The sequence below is a fragment of the Pectobacterium betavasculorum genome (genome assembly GCF_000749845.1).
Classification (GTDB): Bacteria; Pseudomonadota; Gammaproteobacteria; order Enterobacterales; family Enterobacteriaceae; genus Pectobacterium; species Pectobacterium betavasculorum.
Genome location: NZ_JQHM01000006.1, coordinates 116010 through 134163, shown reverse-complemented (window position 1 = coordinate 134163; position 18154 = coordinate 116010). Strand labels below are relative to the sequence as shown.

At 53.0% G+C, this 18154-nt stretch carries 15 protein-coding genes; 8 read left to right on the top strand and 7 right to left on the bottom strand.

Features of this window, described 5'->3' with window-relative positions; translation table 11 throughout:
• Window positions 1-49 precede the first annotated feature (49 nt).
• Window positions 50-301 (top strand): YoeB-YefM toxin-antitoxin system antitoxin YefM, encoded by a 252-nt coding sequence (yefM, locus tag KP22_RS14350; RefSeq protein WP_039324900.1) that lies wholly within the window; start codon window positions 50-52, stop codon window positions 299-301.
• Window positions 298-552, top strand: coding sequence for a Txe/YoeB family addiction module toxin (locus KP22_RS14345; protein ID WP_039282578.1), 255 nt, complete (start codon window positions 298-300; stop codon window positions 550-552). The genes yefM and KP22_RS14345 overlap by 4 nt, the downstream gene beginning before the upstream one ends.
• A 41-nt stretch (window positions 553-593) precedes the next feature.
• Here the strand turns inward: KP22_RS14345 and KP22_RS14340 are convergent, their stop codons facing one another.
• Together KP22_RS14340 and rhaS are read right to left on the bottom strand one after the other, a co-directional pair.
• On the bottom strand, window positions 594-1448 hold the full coding sequence (locus KP22_RS14340) for a helix-turn-helix domain-containing protein (RefSeq protein WP_039304449.1): 855 nt from the start codon (window positions 1446-1448) through the stop codon (window positions 594-596).
• A 24-nt stretch (window positions 1449-1472) separates the two neighbouring features.
• Window positions 1473-2312 (bottom strand): HTH-type transcriptional activator RhaS, encoded by an 840-nt coding sequence (rhaS, locus tag KP22_RS14335; RefSeq protein ID WP_039304446.1) that lies wholly within the window; start codon window positions 2310-2312, stop codon window positions 1473-1475.
• Window positions 2313-2628: 316 nt separating this feature from the next.
• Between rhaS and rhaB the strand changes: the two genes are divergently transcribed.
• From rhaB to rhaM, 4 genes are all read left to right on the top strand, one after another.
• Window positions 2629-4119 (top strand): rhamnulokinase, encoded by a 1491-nt coding sequence (gene rhaB, locus KP22_RS14330; protein ID WP_039324898.1) that lies wholly within the window; start codon window positions 2629-2631, stop codon window positions 4117-4119.
• Entirely contained in the window at window positions 4116-5378 is a 1263-nt protein-coding gene (locus KP22_RS14325; RefSeq protein ID WP_039304440.1) for an L-rhamnose isomerase, read from the top strand. Before rhaB ends, KP22_RS14325 begins: the two co-directional genes overlap by 4 nt.
• 4 nt (window positions 5379-5382) lie before the next feature.
• Window positions 5383-6207, top strand: a complete 825-nt coding sequence (gene rhaD, locus KP22_RS14320) for a rhamnulose-1-phosphate aldolase (protein WP_039324896.1) — start codon at window positions 5383-5385, stop codon at window positions 6205-6207.
• Between the two features lie 127 nt (window positions 6208-6334).
• Window positions 6335-6649, top strand: a complete 315-nt coding sequence (gene rhaM / locus KP22_RS14315) for an L-rhamnose mutarotase (protein WP_039304436.1) — start codon at window positions 6335-6337, stop codon at window positions 6647-6649.
• A 223-nt stretch (window positions 6650-6872) separates the two neighbouring features.
• On the opposite strand, the gene KP22_RS14310 is transcribed toward rhaM, so the two are convergent.
• From KP22_RS14310 to nikA, 5 genes are all read right to left on the bottom strand, one after another.
• Window positions 6873-7649 (bottom strand): ABC transporter ATP-binding protein, encoded by a 777-nt coding sequence (locus tag KP22_RS14310; protein WP_039304433.1) that lies wholly within the window; start codon window positions 7647-7649, stop codon window positions 6873-6875.
• Window positions 7633-8493 (bottom strand): ABC transporter ATP-binding protein, encoded by an 861-nt coding sequence (locus KP22_RS14305; protein WP_052012534.1) that lies wholly within the window; start codon window positions 8491-8493, stop codon window positions 7633-7635. Before KP22_RS14305 ends, KP22_RS14310 begins: the two co-directional genes overlap by 17 nt.
• The gene (opp1C, locus tag KP22_RS14300; protein WP_039304430.1) at window positions 8490-9320 is read right to left on the bottom strand and encodes a nickel/cobalt ABC transporter permease; all 831 of its coding nucleotides are present in this window, start codon (window positions 9318-9320) and stop codon (window positions 8490-8492) included. The genes KP22_RS14305 and opp1C overlap by 4 nt, the downstream gene beginning before the upstream one ends.
• Before the next feature lies 1 nt (window position 9321).
• Window positions 9322-10254, bottom strand: coding sequence for a nickel/cobalt ABC transporter permease (opp1B, locus tag KP22_RS14295; RefSeq protein ID WP_039304427.1), 933 nt, complete (start codon window positions 10252-10254; stop codon window positions 9322-9324).
• A 91-nt stretch (window positions 10255-10345) separates the two neighbouring features.
• Window positions 10346-12103 carry a nickel ABC transporter substrate-binding protein gene (nikA, locus tag KP22_RS14290; protein ID WP_244880034.1) on the bottom strand — a complete coding sequence of 586 codons (1758 nt, stop codon included), beginning with the start codon at window positions 12101-12103 and terminating at the stop codon, window positions 10346-10348.
• Window positions 12104-12584: 481 nt separating this feature from the next.
• On the opposite strand from nikA, the gene mgtA reads away from it, so the two are divergent.
• Both mgtA and KP22_RS14280 read left to right on the top strand, forming a co-directional pair.
• Window positions 12585-15296, top strand: coding sequence for a magnesium-translocating P-type ATPase (gene mgtA, locus KP22_RS14285; RefSeq protein WP_039324892.1), 2712 nt, complete (start codon window positions 12585-12587; stop codon window positions 15294-15296).
• A 459-nt stretch (window positions 15297-15755) separates the two neighbouring features.
• Window positions 15756-17705: a methyl-accepting chemotaxis protein gene (locus tag KP22_RS14280; protein ID WP_039304419.1), complete on the top strand. Its 1950-nt coding sequence runs from the start codon at window positions 15756-15758 to the stop codon at window positions 17703-17705.
• Window positions 17706-18154: the final 449 nt, after the last annotated feature.

Here is an 18154-nt window from a genome sequence, read left to right as displayed (position 1 = left end):
TAAAAACGCAACACCATTGTACAATGACAAGTACAAACAGGAGGTACAGATGCGTACAATTAGCTACAGCGAAGCCCGTCAAAATCTATCAGCGACAATGATGAAAACCGTCGAAGATCGTGCTCCCATTCTGATCACTCGACAGAATGGTGAGGCCTGCGTGCTTATGTCTCTGGAAGAGTATAATTCTCTAGAGGAAACCGCGTATTTACTGCGTTCACCAGCAAATGCAAAAAGGCTGATGAATTCAATTGAGAGCCTTAAGGCTGGCAATGGCGAAGAAAGAGATATCATTGAGTGAAGCTAATCTGGTCAGAAGAAGCATGGGAAGACTACCTGTACTGGCAGGACATCGATAAGCGAATGGTCAAAAAGATCAATGAATTAATAAAAGAGACGCGCAGAACACCTTTTGAAGGAAAAGGAAAACCAGAGCCACTTAAACATAATCTTGCTGGTTTCTGGTCGCGCCGTATCACCGAAGAACATCGTCTGGTGTATGCCATCACAGATGATGCCATGATGATCGCCGCATGCCGCTACCACTATTAACTATCCATTGATTCATCACTATCGATACTTAAAAATCGCAGTCACTCCGTATTCAGGAAGCGCTGGCGGTAGGCGCTGGGCGAGACGCCGAACGCCTGATGGAATACGACAGAAAAGTAATTACTGTCTTCAAAGCCGCACAAAGCAGCAACGTCGCCGATGGTTTGCAGATCGTAGCGCAACAGCTCCATCGCTTTGCACAGCCGCAATTGGCGCAGGTAATGCGGCACGCTCATTCCGGTTTGTTCTTTAAAGCGCGAGCGTAAACTGCGGGCGCTGAAGTGGTGCTGTTCGCAAAAGGCTTCAAAGCGAAACGGCGCAGCAATGCTGGCACGTAGCGCATTCATCAACATATCCAACTGGTGGGCGTCCGCCAACTGTGGGCTATCCGGCGAATGGCGATAACGCGCTGCCAGCAGCGCAATCTGCAACAGCAGCGCCTCACTCAGTTGCAGCGACAGTGCATCCGATTTCATACACTCCTGCGTCAACGCGTCTACCTTCTCGCGGATGGTATCCATGCCTTCCGAGCCTAAACACCAGTGGCGCTGGCTTTGTGGAAGTTCTCCACCCGGCAGTAACGTTTGCCAGTCGGCGGATAACGTCAGGCGGTTGCGAATATAGAGAATGTTGTCCAGCTCAAGCTCATGGACGGATTCATAGCTGTGACGATCGTGTGCGGAGACATAAAACATATCGCCGCGAGTGATGCGGTAAGGCACATCATTCCAGAGGTGCAGGCCATTGCCACGCCAGACAATCACCAGTTCGTCGAAATCATGATGATGTAGCGGAAACACAGGCTGCGGATGGCGTTCGGCGACCATCACAGCATTCTTGTCAGTCAGGAAATAGTCTTCAGTCTGTAATTTCAAACCCCGAATTGCTGTTGCCATTCCCTCACCCGCAGTTGCTGTTACCTACCCTTCACGAGAAAACGCCTGATGTCGTAGTGACTTAGGTGCCTGCGAGAATGCCTTGCGGAATTGCGTCGAGAAATGATTGCTATCGCTAAATCCACAGGCGTGCGCAATAGTGGTGATGGAGTCATCACTTTGCTGCAACCGCCGACGAGCCTCCAGTAATCTTAACCGATTCAGATACCGTTGTGGTGTCATACCCGTATGTTGTTTTAGCTGGCGGTGCAGCGTACGCAGTGGCAGCGAGAACTGGTCAGCCAAACCGCCCCAGTTAACCTCTTCGCTGTAGTTGTTTTGCAGCCACCCCAGTAATGCCTGTACTCCCTGATGTTCAGAGCCGTTGCCCTGCGTCTGGAAGCAGTGTTGACGCAGTTGCACCAGAATGTGCAAAAACAGGCTCTCGCTGGCGGCAATCGCTTCCGGTGCATCGCTCTGTGCCAGCTCCGCCAGACTGTTCATCGACTGTTTCAGTTGTTGCATTCCCGCGGCGTTCACCTGCCACTGCCCTTGCCACTCGCCGTTCGCGCCATACGGTAAAAACGCGGCAATATCGGAAAGAAAGCGGAAGCCACGCGGCGAGCGGTACAGCATATTGGTCAGACACAGCCCTTCTACGTCTTCAAACAGATGCCGATCGTTATCGCGAACAAAGAACACCGACCCAGTGCACAGCGCATAGGGTTGATCGTTAAACACATGGACGCCTGCGCCCTGCTCCACCAGCACGATTTCCCAGAAATCATGATAGTGCTCAGGAAAGGCCGTCTGTGGGGTACGCGGTTCTACCGCGACCGTCACGGCACGCGAAGTAAAAAAATCATCACCACGAAGTAACGTCATTTCAGTTCTCCATTCAGCCTTTGGAAAAGAGTAGTCAGAAGCAACAAAACTGACCTTAAAATACCGTCACGCCCTCGCCGTATGACTGCTCTTTTTTTAAGATCGCACCGCCCAATTGATTGAAGTGTGGCAAGGATCACACCGCCTTTTCCCTGTTTTTCACGTGGTTATTTTCTGAATAATTTTCCAGATTGTGAGCCCTTTCACGGTCAGCTTTGTCATTTTGCCAACCACCTGTTTTAGGTGGCACTCATCGGAAGGTGGCTTCTGTTAACGCTCTTTACACTGCAACACATCCAACAAAAGGAGTGCGGCTATGGCGGTGAAGAATATCGTGGCGGTGGATTTAGGGGCATCCAGTGGTCGGGTCATGCTCGCAACCTTGCACACCGCAACGCAGCATCTGACGCTGAAAGAAATTCACCGTTTCAGCAATACACTGGTTTTTCAGGACAACCATCACCAGTGGGATCTCGTCGCGCTGGAACGCGACATCCTCACCGGATTGCAGCAAATTGATGCCATGGGTATCGCTCCCGATAGCATTGGGGTTGACAGCTGGGGCGTGGACTATGTGTTACTCGATAAACGCGGGCAATGCGTCGGCCTGCCGTATTCCTATCGCGATCACCGTACAGACGGCGTAATGGCCGCCGTTACCGCCGAACTGGGTCGTGAGGCTATCTATCAGCGTACTGGAATCCAGTTCCTGCCGTTTAATACACTGTATCAGCTCAAAGCGCTGTGCGACGCCCCTCCTGACGATCTGGATCAGGTGGAACATCTGCTGATGATCCCCGACTATTTTCACTATCGCCTTACGGGGAGTCTGGTCTGTGAATATACCAACGCCAGCACGACCCAACTGCTTAATCTGGAACAGCAAACCTGGGATGGCGAACTGCTGGACTATCTGGGCGTACCGCGCCGCTGGTTGAGCGATCCGGTGCAGCCGGGGCACGCCGTCGGAAACTGGACAGCACCGAGTGGACGCCAAATTCCCGTCACCGCCGTCGCGACGCACGATACCGCCAGCGCGATAGTCGGTACACCGTTGCAGAGCCGCGACAGCGCCTACCTCAGCTCCGGCACCTGGTCTCTAATGGGCATCGAGAGCGACACGCCGTTTAATAGCCCGCAGGCGCTGGCCGCCAATATCACCAACGAAGGCGGCGTGGATGGCACCTACCGAGTGCTGAAAAACATCATGGGGCTATGGCTGCTACAGCGGGTTTGTCAGGAGCGTGACATCAAAGATTTAAGCGCGCTGATTCAGTCCACTACCGCGCTGCCCGCCTTTGTCAGCCTGATTAACCCTAACGACGATCGTTTTATCAATCCGCCGTCCATGCATCAGGCAATCCGCGACTATTGTCGTGAACACGGCCAGCCGGTCCCCCAAAGTGATGCCGAGCTGGCACGCTGCATTTTCGACAGCCTCGCACTGCTCTACCGCCAGGTGGTGTTGGAATTGGGTGAACTGCGCCAAGCACCGATCCGCCAATTACATATTGTGGGCGGCGGCAGTCAGAACGCGTTTCTCAACCAGCTGTGTGCCGACGTGTGCCAGATTCCGGTTCTCGCCGGGCCAGTCGAAGCCTCGACGCTTGGCAATATCGGTTGCCAACTGATGGCGCTAGGCGCCATCACCGACCTTGCCGCATTCCGGCACATGCTGACTCATAACTTCCCTCTGCATCGCTATACCCCGCGTGCGGAGAGTGATTTTGCCGGGCACTGGCGTCGTTTTCAGGCGCTCAGCCAGCCAGAAACCGCCCCACAGGGCAAAAAGGAGACAACACAATGAGCACACCGATTGAAGCTGCCTGGCAGTTGGCAAAAACGCGTTATGCCAGCCTGAATGTTGATGTAGAGGCGGCGCTGGAACAGCTCGATCAGATTCCGGTGTCAATGCACTGCTGGCAGGGTGACGATGTGGCCGGATTCGAGAATACCGGCGGGCCACTGACCGGCGGTATTCAGGCCACGGGCAACTACCCTGGCAAAGCGAGTACGCCAGATGAACTGCGTGCCGATCTGGAACAAGCATTCGCGCTGATCCCCGGCCCCAAACGGCTGAACCTGCACGCCATCTATCTGGAATCCGCACAGCCCGTCGCCCGCAACGAGATTGCTCCTGAGCATTTCAGCAACTGGGTTGCCTGGGCCAAGCGCCACCAGCTCGGGCTGGATTTTAACCCGACCTGCTTTTCTCATCCGCTGAGCGAGGACGGTTTTACCCTGTCGCACCCGGACGAAAAAGTACGCCGTTTCTGGATTGAACACTGTCAGGCCAGCCGCCGGATTTCGGCCTACTTCGGTCGTGAACTCGGCACGCCATCGGTAATGAACATCTGGGTACCAGACGGCATGAAAGATTTGACCATCGATCGCCTGGCGTTCCGCCAGCGGCTGCTCAGCGCGCTGGATGAGGTCATCGCCGAACCGCTCGATCAGGCACACCATATCGACGCCGTGGAAAGCAAGCTGTTCGGGATAGGCGCGGAAAGTTTTACCGTCGGCTCCGGTGAATTTTGTCTCGGCTACGCCGCCAGCCGCGGCACCGCGCTCTGTCTGGATGCTGGACACTTCCACCCGACCGAAGTCATTTCCGACAAAATCTCCAGCGCGATTCTGTACGTCCCACGCCTGCTACTGCACGTCAGCCGCCCAGTACGCTGGGACAGCGACCATGTCGTACTGCTGGATGACGAAACGCAGGCTATCGCCCACGAAATCATCCGTCATCAGTTACTGAATCGCGTGCACATCGGGCTGGATTTCTTCGATGCCTCGATCAACCGAATTGCTGCCTGGGTCATCGGCACCCGTAATATGAAGAAAGCCCTGCTGCGCGCGCTGTTGGAACCCACAGAAACACTGCGCAAGCTGGAACAAAACGGCGATTACACCGCGCGTCTGGCCTTGCTGGAAGAGCAAAAATCGCTGCCGTGGCAGGCAGTGTGGGAACACTACTGCCAGCGTCATGACGTGCTCCCAGGCAGCGAATGGCTGCAACAGGTGCGTCAGTATGAAGAAACCATCCTCACTCAACGTCAAGGGTAAGACTATGCAAGCAATTCTCTCTTCCTGGTTTGTACAGGGAATGATTAAAGCCACCAGCGACATGTGGCTCAAAGGCTGGGACGAACGTAACGGCGGCAACGTCAGCCTGCGCTTGACGGCTGAGGATGTGACGCCTTATGAAAGCGATTTCTCTCCTCAGCCGCGTCATGAGGCACTATCACAGCCGATGCCGGAACTGGCAGATTGCTGGTTTATCGTCACCGGCTCCGGCAAATTCTTCCGCAATGTTCAACTGGATCCGGCTGATTCACTGGTGGTGTTACAGGTCGATAGTGATGGTAAAGGCTATCGTATTTTCTGGGGGCTCACCAACGGTGGTCTGCCAACGTCTGAACTGGCCTCGCATTTCCAGTCGCACATTGTGCGTATGGGCGTAACCCACGGGCACGACCGCGTCATCATGCACTGCCACGCAACCAATCTGATTGCCCTGAGCTACGTGCTGGAGCTGAATACCGCTACGTTCACCCGTGAACTGTGGGAAGGCAGCACGGAGTGTCTGGTCGTCTTCCCAGACGGTGTGGGGATTGTGCCGTGGATGGTGCCGGGCACCGATTCGATTGGCGATGCCACCTCCGAACAAATGAAGCGTCATTCGCTGGTATTGTGGCCCTTCCACGGCATCTTCGGCACCGGTCCGACGCTGGATGACGCCTTTGGCCTGATCGATACCGCGGAAAAATCCGCCGAAGTCATGGTGAAAGTCAGATCGATGGGGGGTAAAAAGCAGACGATCTCGACCGAAGAACTGATCGCTCTGGGTAAACGTTTCGGCGTCACGCCACTGGAAGCCGCGCTGCGCGTGTAGCACGGGTCTTTATACGTAGAATGGTTTTTTAGCATAGAACGTATTTCGGCCTAAAATTGCTTTCAGTCTCACACCGTCACGGCATCACCGCCGTGGCGTTCTTGCCAACGACTACGGGGACTCATCCATGTTGCGTAAGGCCTTTGTGATGTCAGTTTTTCCTGACTGCCACGACGAATATCAGCGCCGCCATAACCCTATCTGGCCAGAACTGGCTGAGGTGCTGAAAAACCACGGCGCGCACCACTACAGTATTTTTCTGGATAAACAGCGCAATCTGCTGTTCGGCTATGTCGAGGTCGAATCAGAAGCACGCTGGGAAGCGATTGCGCAAACGGATGTCTGCCAACGCTGGTGGAAACACATGAGCGACGTCATGCCCTCTCATCCCGATAACAGCCCGATCGGTGATGCACTCGACCCTGTGTTCTATCTGGACTGAGGAAGGCGTTGCACGACGAATAAACGTGCAGCGGTAATGACATTATCGCTGCCTTATGACAGCACGAGTCTTCTCGCCTCAAGCAACGATATGAACCACCTATTGATGAGTATCGTGCATACCATCGTGAGCGGCAGCGAATCCATCACGCTGGCGTCCTGTGAGATCGCTCAGGGCAACGGCAACCTGTCGCAGCGTACCACAGAGCGAGGCGGTTGCAGTCTCAGAACGTCATCACTGATTGCAATAACTTCTGGGCATAGGGATGTTGTACCTGTCCCAACAACTTCATGTCATCAACACGTTCAATGATGCGTCCAGACTGTAGGAATATCACCCTCTGGCACAAATACGCGATGGCGGCCAAATCATGACTAATGAACAAATAGGTTAATCCTAGCCGTTCACGCAATTCAACCAACAGATCCAGCACCTGCAACTGCACAGAAACATCCAGCGCGCTAACGGCTTCATCCAACACAATAAACGCTGGCTGACAAGCAATGGCACGAGCGATACAGACGCGCTGCATCTGCCCACCACTCAACTGGTGAGGGAAGCGCTCACTCAGATCGCTCGCCAGGCCGACCTGTTCCAGCAATGCCGCAACCTGTAGCCTAATGTCTTCACGACGCGTCACGCCGCGCACTCGCAGCGGTTCCGCGACAATCTCCCGTATCGTCATGGCGGGATTGGCAGACGAGGTATAGTCCTGAAACACCGCACTGACGCGGGGTTGCGCATGACGTCGACACGACCAGAAACGGCGTGGAGTGCCAATCGGCAGGCCCGCCAACGTCACACATCCGCTGTTCGGCGTTTCCAATCCCAGCAGTAGGCGACCAAGCGTACTTTTTCCGCTGCCGCTTTCACCAATAATGCCCAGACACTCCCCCAGCCGCACATGGAAAGAGATATCATGCAGCACGGGACGCCACTTACCGTCGTTTTCCGCAAGGTAACCGTGGCTAAGCTGCGCTACATCAACCAACACGGCCATACGTCACCTCCTGCGTCGCTTTTCCCTCTTCGTTTGCGGACGGCAGCACCAGCGCCTGATAGCGTCGCTGCAACGCCTGACGAGAGGCGACCAGATAGCGCGTATGTTCGTGCTGCGGACGGTGCAACACCTGACGCAACTCGCCCTGTTCCACCACCCTACCCTGATACATCACCAGCACCTGGTCGGCGATGTGGTTGATCACGCCAAAATCATGCGAAATAAAAATCATGGTGGTGCCCAGGCGCTCCCGAATGGCGCTGAACGACTCCATGATGTCGTGCTGCGTTACCGAATCCAGCGCGGTGGTCGGCTCATCAGCAATCAGCAACTGCGGTTCCAGCGCCAGCGCAATCGCAATCATGATACGCTGTAACATACCGCCGCTAATCTGGCTGGGATAGCGGTCAAACAGCGATGTCACATCCCGCAGGCGAACGTATTGCATCATTTCCAGCGCCCGTTCACGTGCCTCACGCGGGGATAACGCCAAATGGACGCCAAAGGTTTCCACCATCTGTTTTCCAACCGATTGCAGGGGATCAAACGCATTCATCGGGTGTTGCAGGATCATGCCAATCGTTTTACCACGGAGTGGCCGCATGGCCTCTTGTGGCAGTGCCAGCAAATCCGTACCATTCAGCCACGCCTGCCCCGAACAGGTAAACTGTTTATCCAGCAGACCCATCAGCATGCGGCAGGTCAGGCTCTTCCCGCTACCGCTTTCTCCCACCACACCGAGACAGGCATGGCGCGGCAGTGAAAAATTAATATCCGTCAGCAGCGCTTTTCCGCTCAGGTTCAACTCAACCCGCGCATTTTCGACACGTAATAATTCCGTCATTGCTGAGACTCCCGTGGGTCAATCGCATCACGCAGACAATCACCCAGCAAATTAAATGCGGCCACCACCACTAAAATTGCCAATCCTGGGGCTAACATTTGCTCTGGATGACTCATCATCACTTTCTTCGCCTCGCTGAGCATCGTCCCCCACTCTGCCGTTGGTGCCTGCACACCTAAGCCGAGAAAGGATAAAGCGGAAATATTCAAAATGACCCAACCGGTATCCAGCGTGGCCAATACCACAATTTCGGATAGCGTATTGGGCAGCAAATGACGGCGAAGAATAAACCACAGAGGCGTACCGCTGGCGCGCGAAAACAGGATGTAATTTTTCTGACTATGTTTAATCACAATGCCCCGAATCATGCGGGTATACCACGCCCACTTCACCAGAATATTGGCAAGAATGACGTTCATGATGCCAACCCCCAGAATCCCGACAATCGCCAGGATCATTATTTGGCTGGGAAAAGACAGCATGATATCGCAGGCGCGCATCATGATTTCATCAAAGCGCCCGCGAAAATAACCGGACAGAAAGCCAAACAGACACCCCACGACAATGGTGATGCTCATGGTGAGCAGCGCCAAAAACAGCGTGGTTCGCACGCCGAACATCAGCCGCGACAGCACGCAGCGCCCAAGGTGATCGGCACCAAGCGGAAAGCGTGCGCCGAAATCCGCATATTTACGGACGATATTGATCTTGTTCGGATCGTTGGGCGCCAGCCACGGCGCGAAAATCCCGATCGCGACCACCACAAGGATAATCAGCAAGCAAAGTAATGCGACTTTATCGTGCAGCAATTTTTGCGAAAACGTCATCCTATTCTCCTTGTCGCAAATCCGGATCCATCCAACGCTGAATAATGTCCACCAGCAAATTACAGAACACAAACAGCACCGCCATCATCAGGATATAAGCCTGAATCACCGGATAGTCGCGGCTGAAAATGGCGGAAATGCACAGCCGACCCACGCCGGGCCAGGCAAAAATATTTTCGATAATGACGGTGCCAGCAAGTAACTGTGGAATACTCATGCCCAGCGCAGTGATACTGCTATGCAGCGAATTTTTTAGTACATGACGTAAAATAATTCGCCTCTCCGTCAGCCCTCTGGCACGCGCATAATAGACATAATACTGCTGCATGTTTTCCAACATGTTATTACGAATCAATCGGATATAGATGGCAATATACACCATCGACAGCGTTACCGCTGGCAGGATAATGTGCGCGAATGTCCCGCTGCCGCTGGTCGGTAGCCAGTCCCAGGCCAGCGCAAACCACCAGATTAGCAGCAGGCCGAGCCAATAGCTGGGCATGGCGGTGCCGAGAAAGATCAGCGTGCGCACCACACGATCGAACAGGCTGTCTTTATACACCGCACTCAATACGCCCAGTGGAATGCTGACGCACACAATGATGACCAAAGCCACTACGGCTAACGCCAATGTCGCGGGCAAGCATCGCGCGATTTCATCCCGCACCAGACGGTTATTGACATAGGAGTAACCAAAATCCAGCCGCACCGCATCGGCCAGCCAGTAGAGGTAACGTAGCAGAAATGGTCGATCCAGCCCCAGTTGTTGGCGCATCGCCGAGATTGATTCCGGCGTAGGGATCATCTCGTTCACCCGCAGCGCCACTTCTGCCGGATCCGCAGGCACCAAATTCAGTAATAGAAAAGAGAGAAATGAGATACCAAATAAGATCGGTACAGTCAGTAGCAGACGTCGGCAGAGATATTTTTTCACATCAACCCTGTTATTTTACTCATGCATCCACAGTGCAGAAAACGTAAAACCCCCACTTTCCCTGATGGCAAAGTGGGGAGACAGCAGCCCGCTATTCGCGAGACATACGATCAAATGGGATCTCAAACTGTGAAGGATTGAAGCCCACATTTTTCAGGCTCTTCACATACACCGCGCGGTTACGCTCGTAGGTCAATGGAATATAGACCGCCTCATTATGCAGCGTTGTCAGTACATAGCGATAATATTCCTGCCGCGCTTTTTCATCGGTAGTCACCAGCGCGTGAGCGATGCTATCGTCGATCTGCTTTTTCTCCGCCAGCCCTTGCTGAGCGGCATAGTCACCATAGACCGGCAATTTCATGCCCGACAGGAAGGATTGCGGATCGTAAGGCGTTCCCCAGGAGATATTAAATACAATGTCGAATTTACCGGCTTTCTGCCGATCGCGATACGCCTGCTCCTCTTCGCCATGCAGCTTGAGATCAATGCCCAACGTAGCAAATTCACCTTGCAAATACTCGGCAATCACTTTCTGCGAGGCGGTATTGCTGTCGTAATAAATACCGATGGAGAGCGGTTTGCCGTCTTTCTGACGCCATTCCTGACCGGCTTTTTTCACCCAACCTGCGGCGTCCAGCAGCGCCGCCGTCTTATCCAGATCATAGGTATAAGGCTTCAGGTCAATATTGCTGTAAGGAACGTTTTTCGCCAGCAGCGTATCCGCCGGCACTTCGCTGCCGTTGAAAATGCCCTCAGCGATATCAACTTTATTGACCGCATGCTGCAACGCCTGCCGCACGCGCACATCCTTCAGATTTTCCGATGTGGTGTTAACCAGCAGCATACGGGTTGAAACCGGCTCAGAGAGCTGCGTTGCGAATGTCTTATTCTTATTCAATTGCGCAAACGAATCAGCGTCGATCATATTTTTACCGTAAATCAGTTCGATCTCGCCTTTTTGTAATGCCAGCAGACGCGTCTGATTATCCGGGATGACTTTCATCACCACGCGTTCCAACTGAGGTTTTTCGCCCCAGTAATACGGGTTTAGCGTAAAGACCGCATATTCGTCGGTTTTGTGTTCGCTCATCACATACGGTCCGGTGCCGATGTAGGCTTTCACGCCGGTTTTGGTGCCCCCATCCTTCATCGCCGCCGGGGAGATAAAGCGCATCGGACGCGTGACCGCCAGTTCGATCAGGAACGGGTAGTAGGGTTCTTTGAGGGTAAAGCGCAATTGATACTCACTCAGCACCTCTACTTTATCAATAATGCGCACCATCTCCAGCCAGCCATGACGCTCCCGGTTTGCCAGTACGGCATCAATATTCTGTTTCGCGGCCTGCGCGTTAAATGCCCCCCCATCGCTGAACATCACCCCCTGGCGCAGCGTAAAGGTATATACCTTGCCGTCAGCCGACGTGTCCCATTTTTCCGCCAGCCAGGGCTGGATGCCATCTGGCGTCACCTTCACCAGCGACTCATACAGCATGTTCTGCGCCCAGATCTCGCCCGAATAGATATGCGGGTTCAGATCGCGCGTATCACGGAAGTTGGCGAAAGTGAGGGAGGCTGGTGCTTGCGCCGCCGCCGGATGGATAAAGAAAGGGGAAAGACAAAGCAAAAATGTCGCGGCAAGACGTCTGCCAACCCGCGTTCCATGCTGTGTATGTACCTTATTAATCAGGTTTTTTAATTCATACATCGTCATATTCCATTTATCTAATATATTGTCATACTGCAAGTTGTCTGGGCGTTGGCAGCGCGACTCGGCACCGTTACGCGAACCTTGCCCACCGGGAGCGCAGCAAGCGACGTCCAAAGCTACCTCTGGCTGATTTGTCATCCCAGCCACGTCCTTGAGTAAGCGTCAGAGGATTAATGCGCGCCATAAATGAGATCGCGCTGAAAAATAATACTCATTATCATTAAACAAACCATGACGTAGCTCAGGACGACGGCATTCTTCTCATATCTGACACGAATTTTTGATATAGCAAACGTTGACGTCCGGTTTAGGCAAGCAGGGTTATGGTTGCATCACGAAACTATGTACTCTGTTTCTCCCCACCCGGTTTCGTCAGTTGACGACGCTTTTTATTTTACATCTCGCCACTCGGCGATAAGGAGACCACATGGACGAACACCCTCGATGGCCCGGTAAACCGCATCCGTTAGAATAAGGACCGTCTTCTTCCTCGACTTCTCTGTTCTCTCCGCCTGCGTCGTTTACCTCCCTTAATACCTTTATTTTTTCCGCTTTACGTCCCTTTATCTGGGATGTGCGCCCGTGCGCGGCGGACAGGCAACATTAAGAGAGCAGCACCATGACCGATATGATCACGCAAACGGGGCATCGCCGCGCCCGCAAGACACCCACGGCCACCTTTGCAATTGCCCGTGAGGCACAAAACAGCCTCGATCAAACACTGGCTAACCTGAATACGCATCTGCACGGCCTAAGCCATGATGACGTCATTGAGCGTCAGCAAACCTATGGCGAAAACCGCGTCGCCCATGAAAAAGCGCCGCACGCGCTGGTGCAGTTGGCCGCCGCGTTTAATAACCCGTTTATTTACGTACTGGTGGCGCTGGCCGCGATCAGCTTTTTCACCGATTACTGGCTGCCGCAGCGCAATAACGAAGAGACCTCGCTCACCGGCGTGATCATTATTCTGGTGATGGTTAGCCTGAGCGGCCTGCTGCGCTTCTGGCAGGAATTTCGCACCAATAAAGCCGCAGAAGCACTGAAATCCATGGTGCGAACAACGGCTACTGTATTGCGCCGCCCTCATGCCACCGCCACCACCGTCATGCAGGAAATTCCGCTTCAGCAACTGGTGCCCGGCGATATCCTGATCCTCTCCGCGGGCGACATGGTGCCTGCGGATGTTCGGCTGGTGGAATCCCGCGACCTGTTCGTCAGTCAAGCGGTACTGACCGGTGAATCGCTACCAATCGAAAAATACGATGTATTCAGCGATATTAGCGCCAAAGGTTGCCAGTCATCTGACTGCGGCAGCGAGAGCGATCTGCTGACGCTATCCAACATCTGCCTGATGGGCACCAGCATTTCCAGCGGTACGGCAACGGCAATCGTCGTGGCAACCGGTAGCTACACCTACTTTGGTTCACTGGCGAAATCCATCGTCGGCACGCGTTCCCAGACCGCCTTCGATCGCGGTGTTAACAGCGTAAGCTGGTTATTGATCCGCTTTATGATCGTGATGGTGCCTGTCGTGCTGCTGATTAACGGCTTCACCAAAGGTGACTGGATGGAGGCCAGCCTGTTCGCACTGGCGGTCGCAGTCGGCCTGACGCCGGAAATGCTGCCGATGATTGTCTCCTCCAATCTGGCGAAGGGCGCGATTGCTATGGCACGGCGTAAAGTGGTGGTCAAACGGCTGAACGCGATTCAGAACTTTGGTGCGATGGACGTACTGTGCACCGACAAAACCGGCACGCTAACGCAGGATCGCATCATCCTTGAGCATCACCTGAATACGCAAGGTCAGGTTGATGAGAGTGTGCTGCAACTCGCCTGGCTCAACAGCGCGCACCAGAGCGGCATGAAAAACCTGATGGATCAGGCCATCATGCAGTTTGGTCGCCATAATCCTGCCATCGCCGCGCTGGGTCGCTATCGCAAAATCGATGAGTTGCCGTTTGATTTTATTCGCCGTCGTCTCTCCATCATCGTTGCCGACGAGCACAACCAACAGCGTCTGATTTGCAAAGGTGCGGTAGAAGAGATGCTGGCCGTCGCCACACATGTCAGTGAGAACGGACAGCGGCATGAACTGGACGACGAACGTCGCGACGCACTGAAAAAACTGGCAGAAAGCTACAACCAGCAAGGATTTCGCGTGCTGATGATTGGCACCCGTGAACTGAGTCCGGTGGGCAGCACGCTGCCGCTCAGCGCCGAGGATGAATGCGATCTGACCCTCTGCGGTCTGCTAACGTTCCTCGATCCACCAAAAGAGAGTGCCTCTGCTGCCATTTGCGCACTGCATGAAAACGGTGTGACGGTAAAAGTCCTGACTGGCGACAACGCGATTATTACCAGCAAGATCTGTCGCGATGTCGGATTGGAGCCGGGTGTGGTGCTGGAGGGGAACGAGATCGACGCACTCAGCGATGAACAGCTCGGCGTAATGGTAGAAAAGCGCACCATTTTTGCCCGACTGACGCCGCTACAAAAATCCCGCGTCCTGAAAGCACTGCAAGGCAATGATCATACAGTCGGCTTTCTGGGCGACGGCATCAACGATGCCCCTGCCCTGCGTGATGCTGATATCGGGATTTCTGTCGATACTGGAACGGATATCGCCAAAGAGTCAGCCGATATCATTCTGCTGGAAAAGAACCTGATGGTGCTGGAAGAAGGCGTCATCAAAGGCCGCGAGACGTTCGGTAATATCATCAAATACCTGAACATGACCGCCAGTTCCAACTTCGGTAACGTGTTTTCAGTGCTGGTCGCCAGCGCCTTTATTCCGTTCCTGCCGATGCTGGCGATCCATTTGCTGATTCAGAACCTGATGTACGACATCTCTCAGTTGTCGCTGCCGTGGGACAAAATGGATAAGGCGTTCCTACGCAAGCCGCGCAAATGGGATGCTAAAAATATTGGCCGCTTCATGCTGTGTATCGGGCCGACGTCATCGATTTTTGACATCACCACCTACGCGCTGATGTGGTTCGTGTTTGCCGCCAACAGCGTGGAGCATCAGGCGCTGTTCCAGTCAGGTTGGTTCGTTGAAGGGTTGCTGTCCCAAACGCTGGTCGTGCACATGCTGCGTACCCAGAAGATTCCGTTTATTCAGAGTACGGCGGCACTGCCGGTGATGCTGATGACCGGACTGGTGATGGCGCTGGGCATCTACCTGCCGTTCTCTCCACTGGGGCCACTGGTCGGCTTGCAACCGCTGCCGTGGGAATATTTCCCTTGGCTGGCCGCCACGCTAATTGGCTACTGCACCGTCGCACAGTTGGTTAAGCGCGCCTACATCCGCCGCTTCGGCCAATGGTTCTAATCCCTTCAACAAGGCGGGTGTTTTTCACTCGCCAAATCAGGAGCACATATGAAACCTTCTCGCCACGCATTCCAGGTCGTTATCTTTTTTCTTACCCTGATTTCACTGATTAACGCCACGATGCTGCTCACCATTATCTAGACAGTAGAAACACCGATACCGTGGCAAAAAATCCCCCTCGCGGCAACATAAGTTAACGATCTTATTTAGGGCATAAATCCTTCATTAAAATACCTACATTGAGTTATTAAAAAGAAAGATAACGGGGTAGTACCATACCGCAATAGTGAAATCTTCTTATGAAAGAAGCCCAACCAGAGTAGACGCACTGTTTTTATGGATGTTGCATCATCAATGCTAAATCATTGCTTCCCTGTGCCGAAACTACAATAAACCCTGTCTACTTTTGCAAACTGCACATGTCAGAAAAGGACGGATTGCAGGCTATGGAGCACATCAATGAAATCCCTTCATCACATCTCGATCCGCAGTAAGTTCATTCTGGCCCTCCTCCCACCCATCCTTGCCCTGCTGTGGTTCAGTTTTTCCGGCGTGATGGAGCGACGTAACACAGAGCATGAGATGATCCGCATGGAGAAACTGATTACGCTAGCACGTGACGCGGGCGAGTTAGCCCACCAGCTCCAGCGTGAACGCGGAATGAGCGCCGGTTATTTTGGCAGTCAGGGGAAAAAGTTTGGTGCCGAACTCACTACGCAGCGGCAAGCCAGCGATCGGGCACAGCAACAGTTTCAACAAACGGCTGCGAATCTCAGTGACAGTGAACTCGGTAACGATGTGAGTGGAGAGATCGGTAAAATTGCGCAGAAAATGCAACAGCTTGGCGAGTATCGTCGCAATATCGATAGCATGTCGATCTCTGTCACGCAGGCACTCGGCTACTATTCCGATTCCGTCAGCTATCTGCTGAATATTGTCGGAGATATGACCCACTTGGTTAGCGACGGCGGTATTGCCCAGCGTCTGGCTGCCTATTACAACCTGCTGAACGTCAAAGAACAGGCAGGGCTTGAACGCGCCGTGCTTTCTAATACCTTCTCTGCCAATAGCTTTGCTACCGGGATGTTCGAGCGTCTGAACCAGATGGTGGGTAAGGGTGAGGCGTATATCACCGCCTATAACATGTTCTCCAATGCCGAGCTGCGTAACGCTTTTGAACAGGCTCTTAACAACCCTGCTGCCCAGAGTGCGCTCCAGATGCGTAATAAGGCAATCACTTCTCCCGGCGGCAATTTTGATATCGATGCCAGCCAGTGGTTTAACCAGCAAACGGTAAAAATTGATGAACTGAAGAACGTTGAACAGCTCGCCACCAACGATCTGACGACACAGGTTAACGCCTTAGCCGCCGATGCCCGTCAATCCTGGATTAGCTATTTAGCTGGTGCATTGATTTCTCTCCTGATGGCACTTGGTTTGGCTTCGATGATTATGCGCAGTATCAACGAACAGCTTCAGCAAACCCTGACGACCATTCGCGAGATGGGCGGCGATCTTACCCGTCGCCTGCGCGTACCGGGAACTGACGAGCTTTCACAGTTGAATCAGGCCTATAACGCCTCACTGGAAAACATCGCCGACATGGTGGTAAATATTAAGCGCAGTTCACAGACCATCGGGCGTGCCAGCAGCGAGATCGCCAACGGCAATCAGGATCTGGCGCAGCGTACCGAAGAGCAATCCGCTTCACTGGTGCAAACCGCCAGCAGCATGGAAGAGATTACCGTCACGGTAAAACAAACCGCGGACTTTGCCGGACAGGCACGCCAGTTAACGACAGAGGTAGACGATCAGGCTCACCGCGTCGGCACCATTACCGAATCAGCCAGCGGTGCGATGGAAAAAATTCAGGATACCAGCCGGCGAGTGAATGCCGTGGTTGCCGCCATTGACGCCATTGCCTTTCAGACCAACCTACTGGCGCTGAACGCCGCAGTTGAAGCTGCACGAGCCGGGCAGCATGGTCGCGGGTTCTCTGTTGTCGCGGCGGAAGTTCGTCAGCTGTCACAGCGTAGTGCAGATGAAGCAGGCAAAATCCGTGCGCTTATCGCAGACAGCATTGCCAGCGTCAGTGAAGGTACGAAGCTGGTGAACCAATCGAACCAGGGGATTAACGACATCGTCACCGGCACGCGCAAAGTGCGCGATCTGGTGAATGAGATTGCGATCGCCGCCGATGAACAGTCGCTGGGCATCGCACAAATCAACGAAGCGCTCAGCCAGTTAGAGATGGTCACCCAGCAGAATGCGACACTGGTTTCACAGGCATCCGTCGCCAGCCAATTACTGGATGAACAGGCGATTGAAATGGAATCGTTGGTCAGCCGCTTCAAGGTTGACGACAGCGCACCACAGCAGCCTTTACTGCAAGCGTTGCAATCTAAATAAGGCATCTCTTCTCTTTCAACCGGGTGTAAAACCACCCGGTTCTCTACTCACTATTCAAGTCTGCTTTTGATACCTCTTTTCTCTTATTTATTTCCATGCTTTATATGTGGCTATTGACAAGAAAATATATTTTACATTTCCAAAAATAATTACAATTGGTACTCCAGTCACTTTAATTAACTAATTAAATCGAATACTGGAAATGTATTACTTTATATAAAAAATGCATCAAATAAAGAATATAAATTGCAATATCCATGCAACATTAAATACATAATCACAATAGACTCTAAGTAAAATAACTTTTTCTTATCGCAAGGGGATTATAAAAATAACTCATTGTTTTAAATGGTATTTAAATCAATTAACCTTATATAGCTCACAAATAAAAACATAAGAATATTCTCAATAATCGTCATGATTTAGAAAACACCAGAACTAAATTCAAT

What these genes read in the sequence shown, in the direction of transcription:
- KP22_RS14280 (WP_039304419.1), top strand. Translation starts at nt 15,756, where the DNA reads ATGAAATCCCTTCATCACATCTCGATCCGCAGTAAGTTCATTCTGGCC.
- opp1C (WP_039304430.1), bottom strand. Translation starts at nt 9,320, where the DNA reads ATGACGTTTTCGCAAAAATTGCTGCACGATAAAGTCGCATTACTTTGC.
- KP22_RS14325 (WP_039304440.1), top strand. Translation starts at nt 4,116, where the DNA reads ATGAGCACACCGATTGAAGCTGCCTGGCAGTTGGCAAAAACGCGTTAT.
- nikA (WP_244880034.1), bottom strand. Translation starts at nt 12,103, where the DNA reads ATGACAAATCAGCCAGAGGTAGCTTTGGACGTCGCTTGCTGCGCTCCC.
- KP22_RS14310 (WP_039304433.1), bottom strand. Translation starts at nt 7,649, where the DNA reads ATGGCCGTGTTGGTTGATGTAGCGCAGCTTAGCCACGGTTACCTTGCG.
- yefM (WP_039324900.1), top strand. Translation starts at nt 50, where the DNA reads ATGCGTACAATTAGCTACAGCGAAGCCCGTCAAAATCTATCAGCGACA.
- rhaM (WP_039304436.1), top strand. Translation starts at nt 6,335, where the DNA reads ATGTTGCGTAAGGCCTTTGTGATGTCAGTTTTTCCTGACTGCCACGAC.
- KP22_RS14305 (WP_052012534.1), bottom strand. Translation starts at nt 8,493, where the DNA reads ATGACGGAATTATTACGTGTCGAAAATGCGCGGGTTGAGTTGAACCTG.
- KP22_RS14340 (WP_039304449.1), bottom strand. Translation starts at nt 1,448, where the DNA reads ATGGCAACAGCAATTCGGGGTTTGAAATTACAGACTGAAGACTATTTC.
- rhaD (WP_039324896.1), top strand. Translation starts at nt 5,383, where the DNA reads ATGCAAGCAATTCTCTCTTCCTGGTTTGTACAGGGAATGATTAAAGCC.
- mgtA (WP_039324892.1), top strand. Translation starts at nt 12,585, where the DNA reads ATGACCGATATGATCACGCAAACGGGGCATCGCCGCGCCCGCAAGACA.
- rhaS (WP_039304446.1), bottom strand. Translation starts at nt 2,312, where the DNA reads ATGACGTTACTTCGTGGTGATGATTTTTTTACTTCGCGTGCCGTGACG.
- rhaB (WP_039324898.1), top strand. Translation starts at nt 2,629, where the DNA reads ATGGCGGTGAAGAATATCGTGGCGGTGGATTTAGGGGCATCCAGTGGT.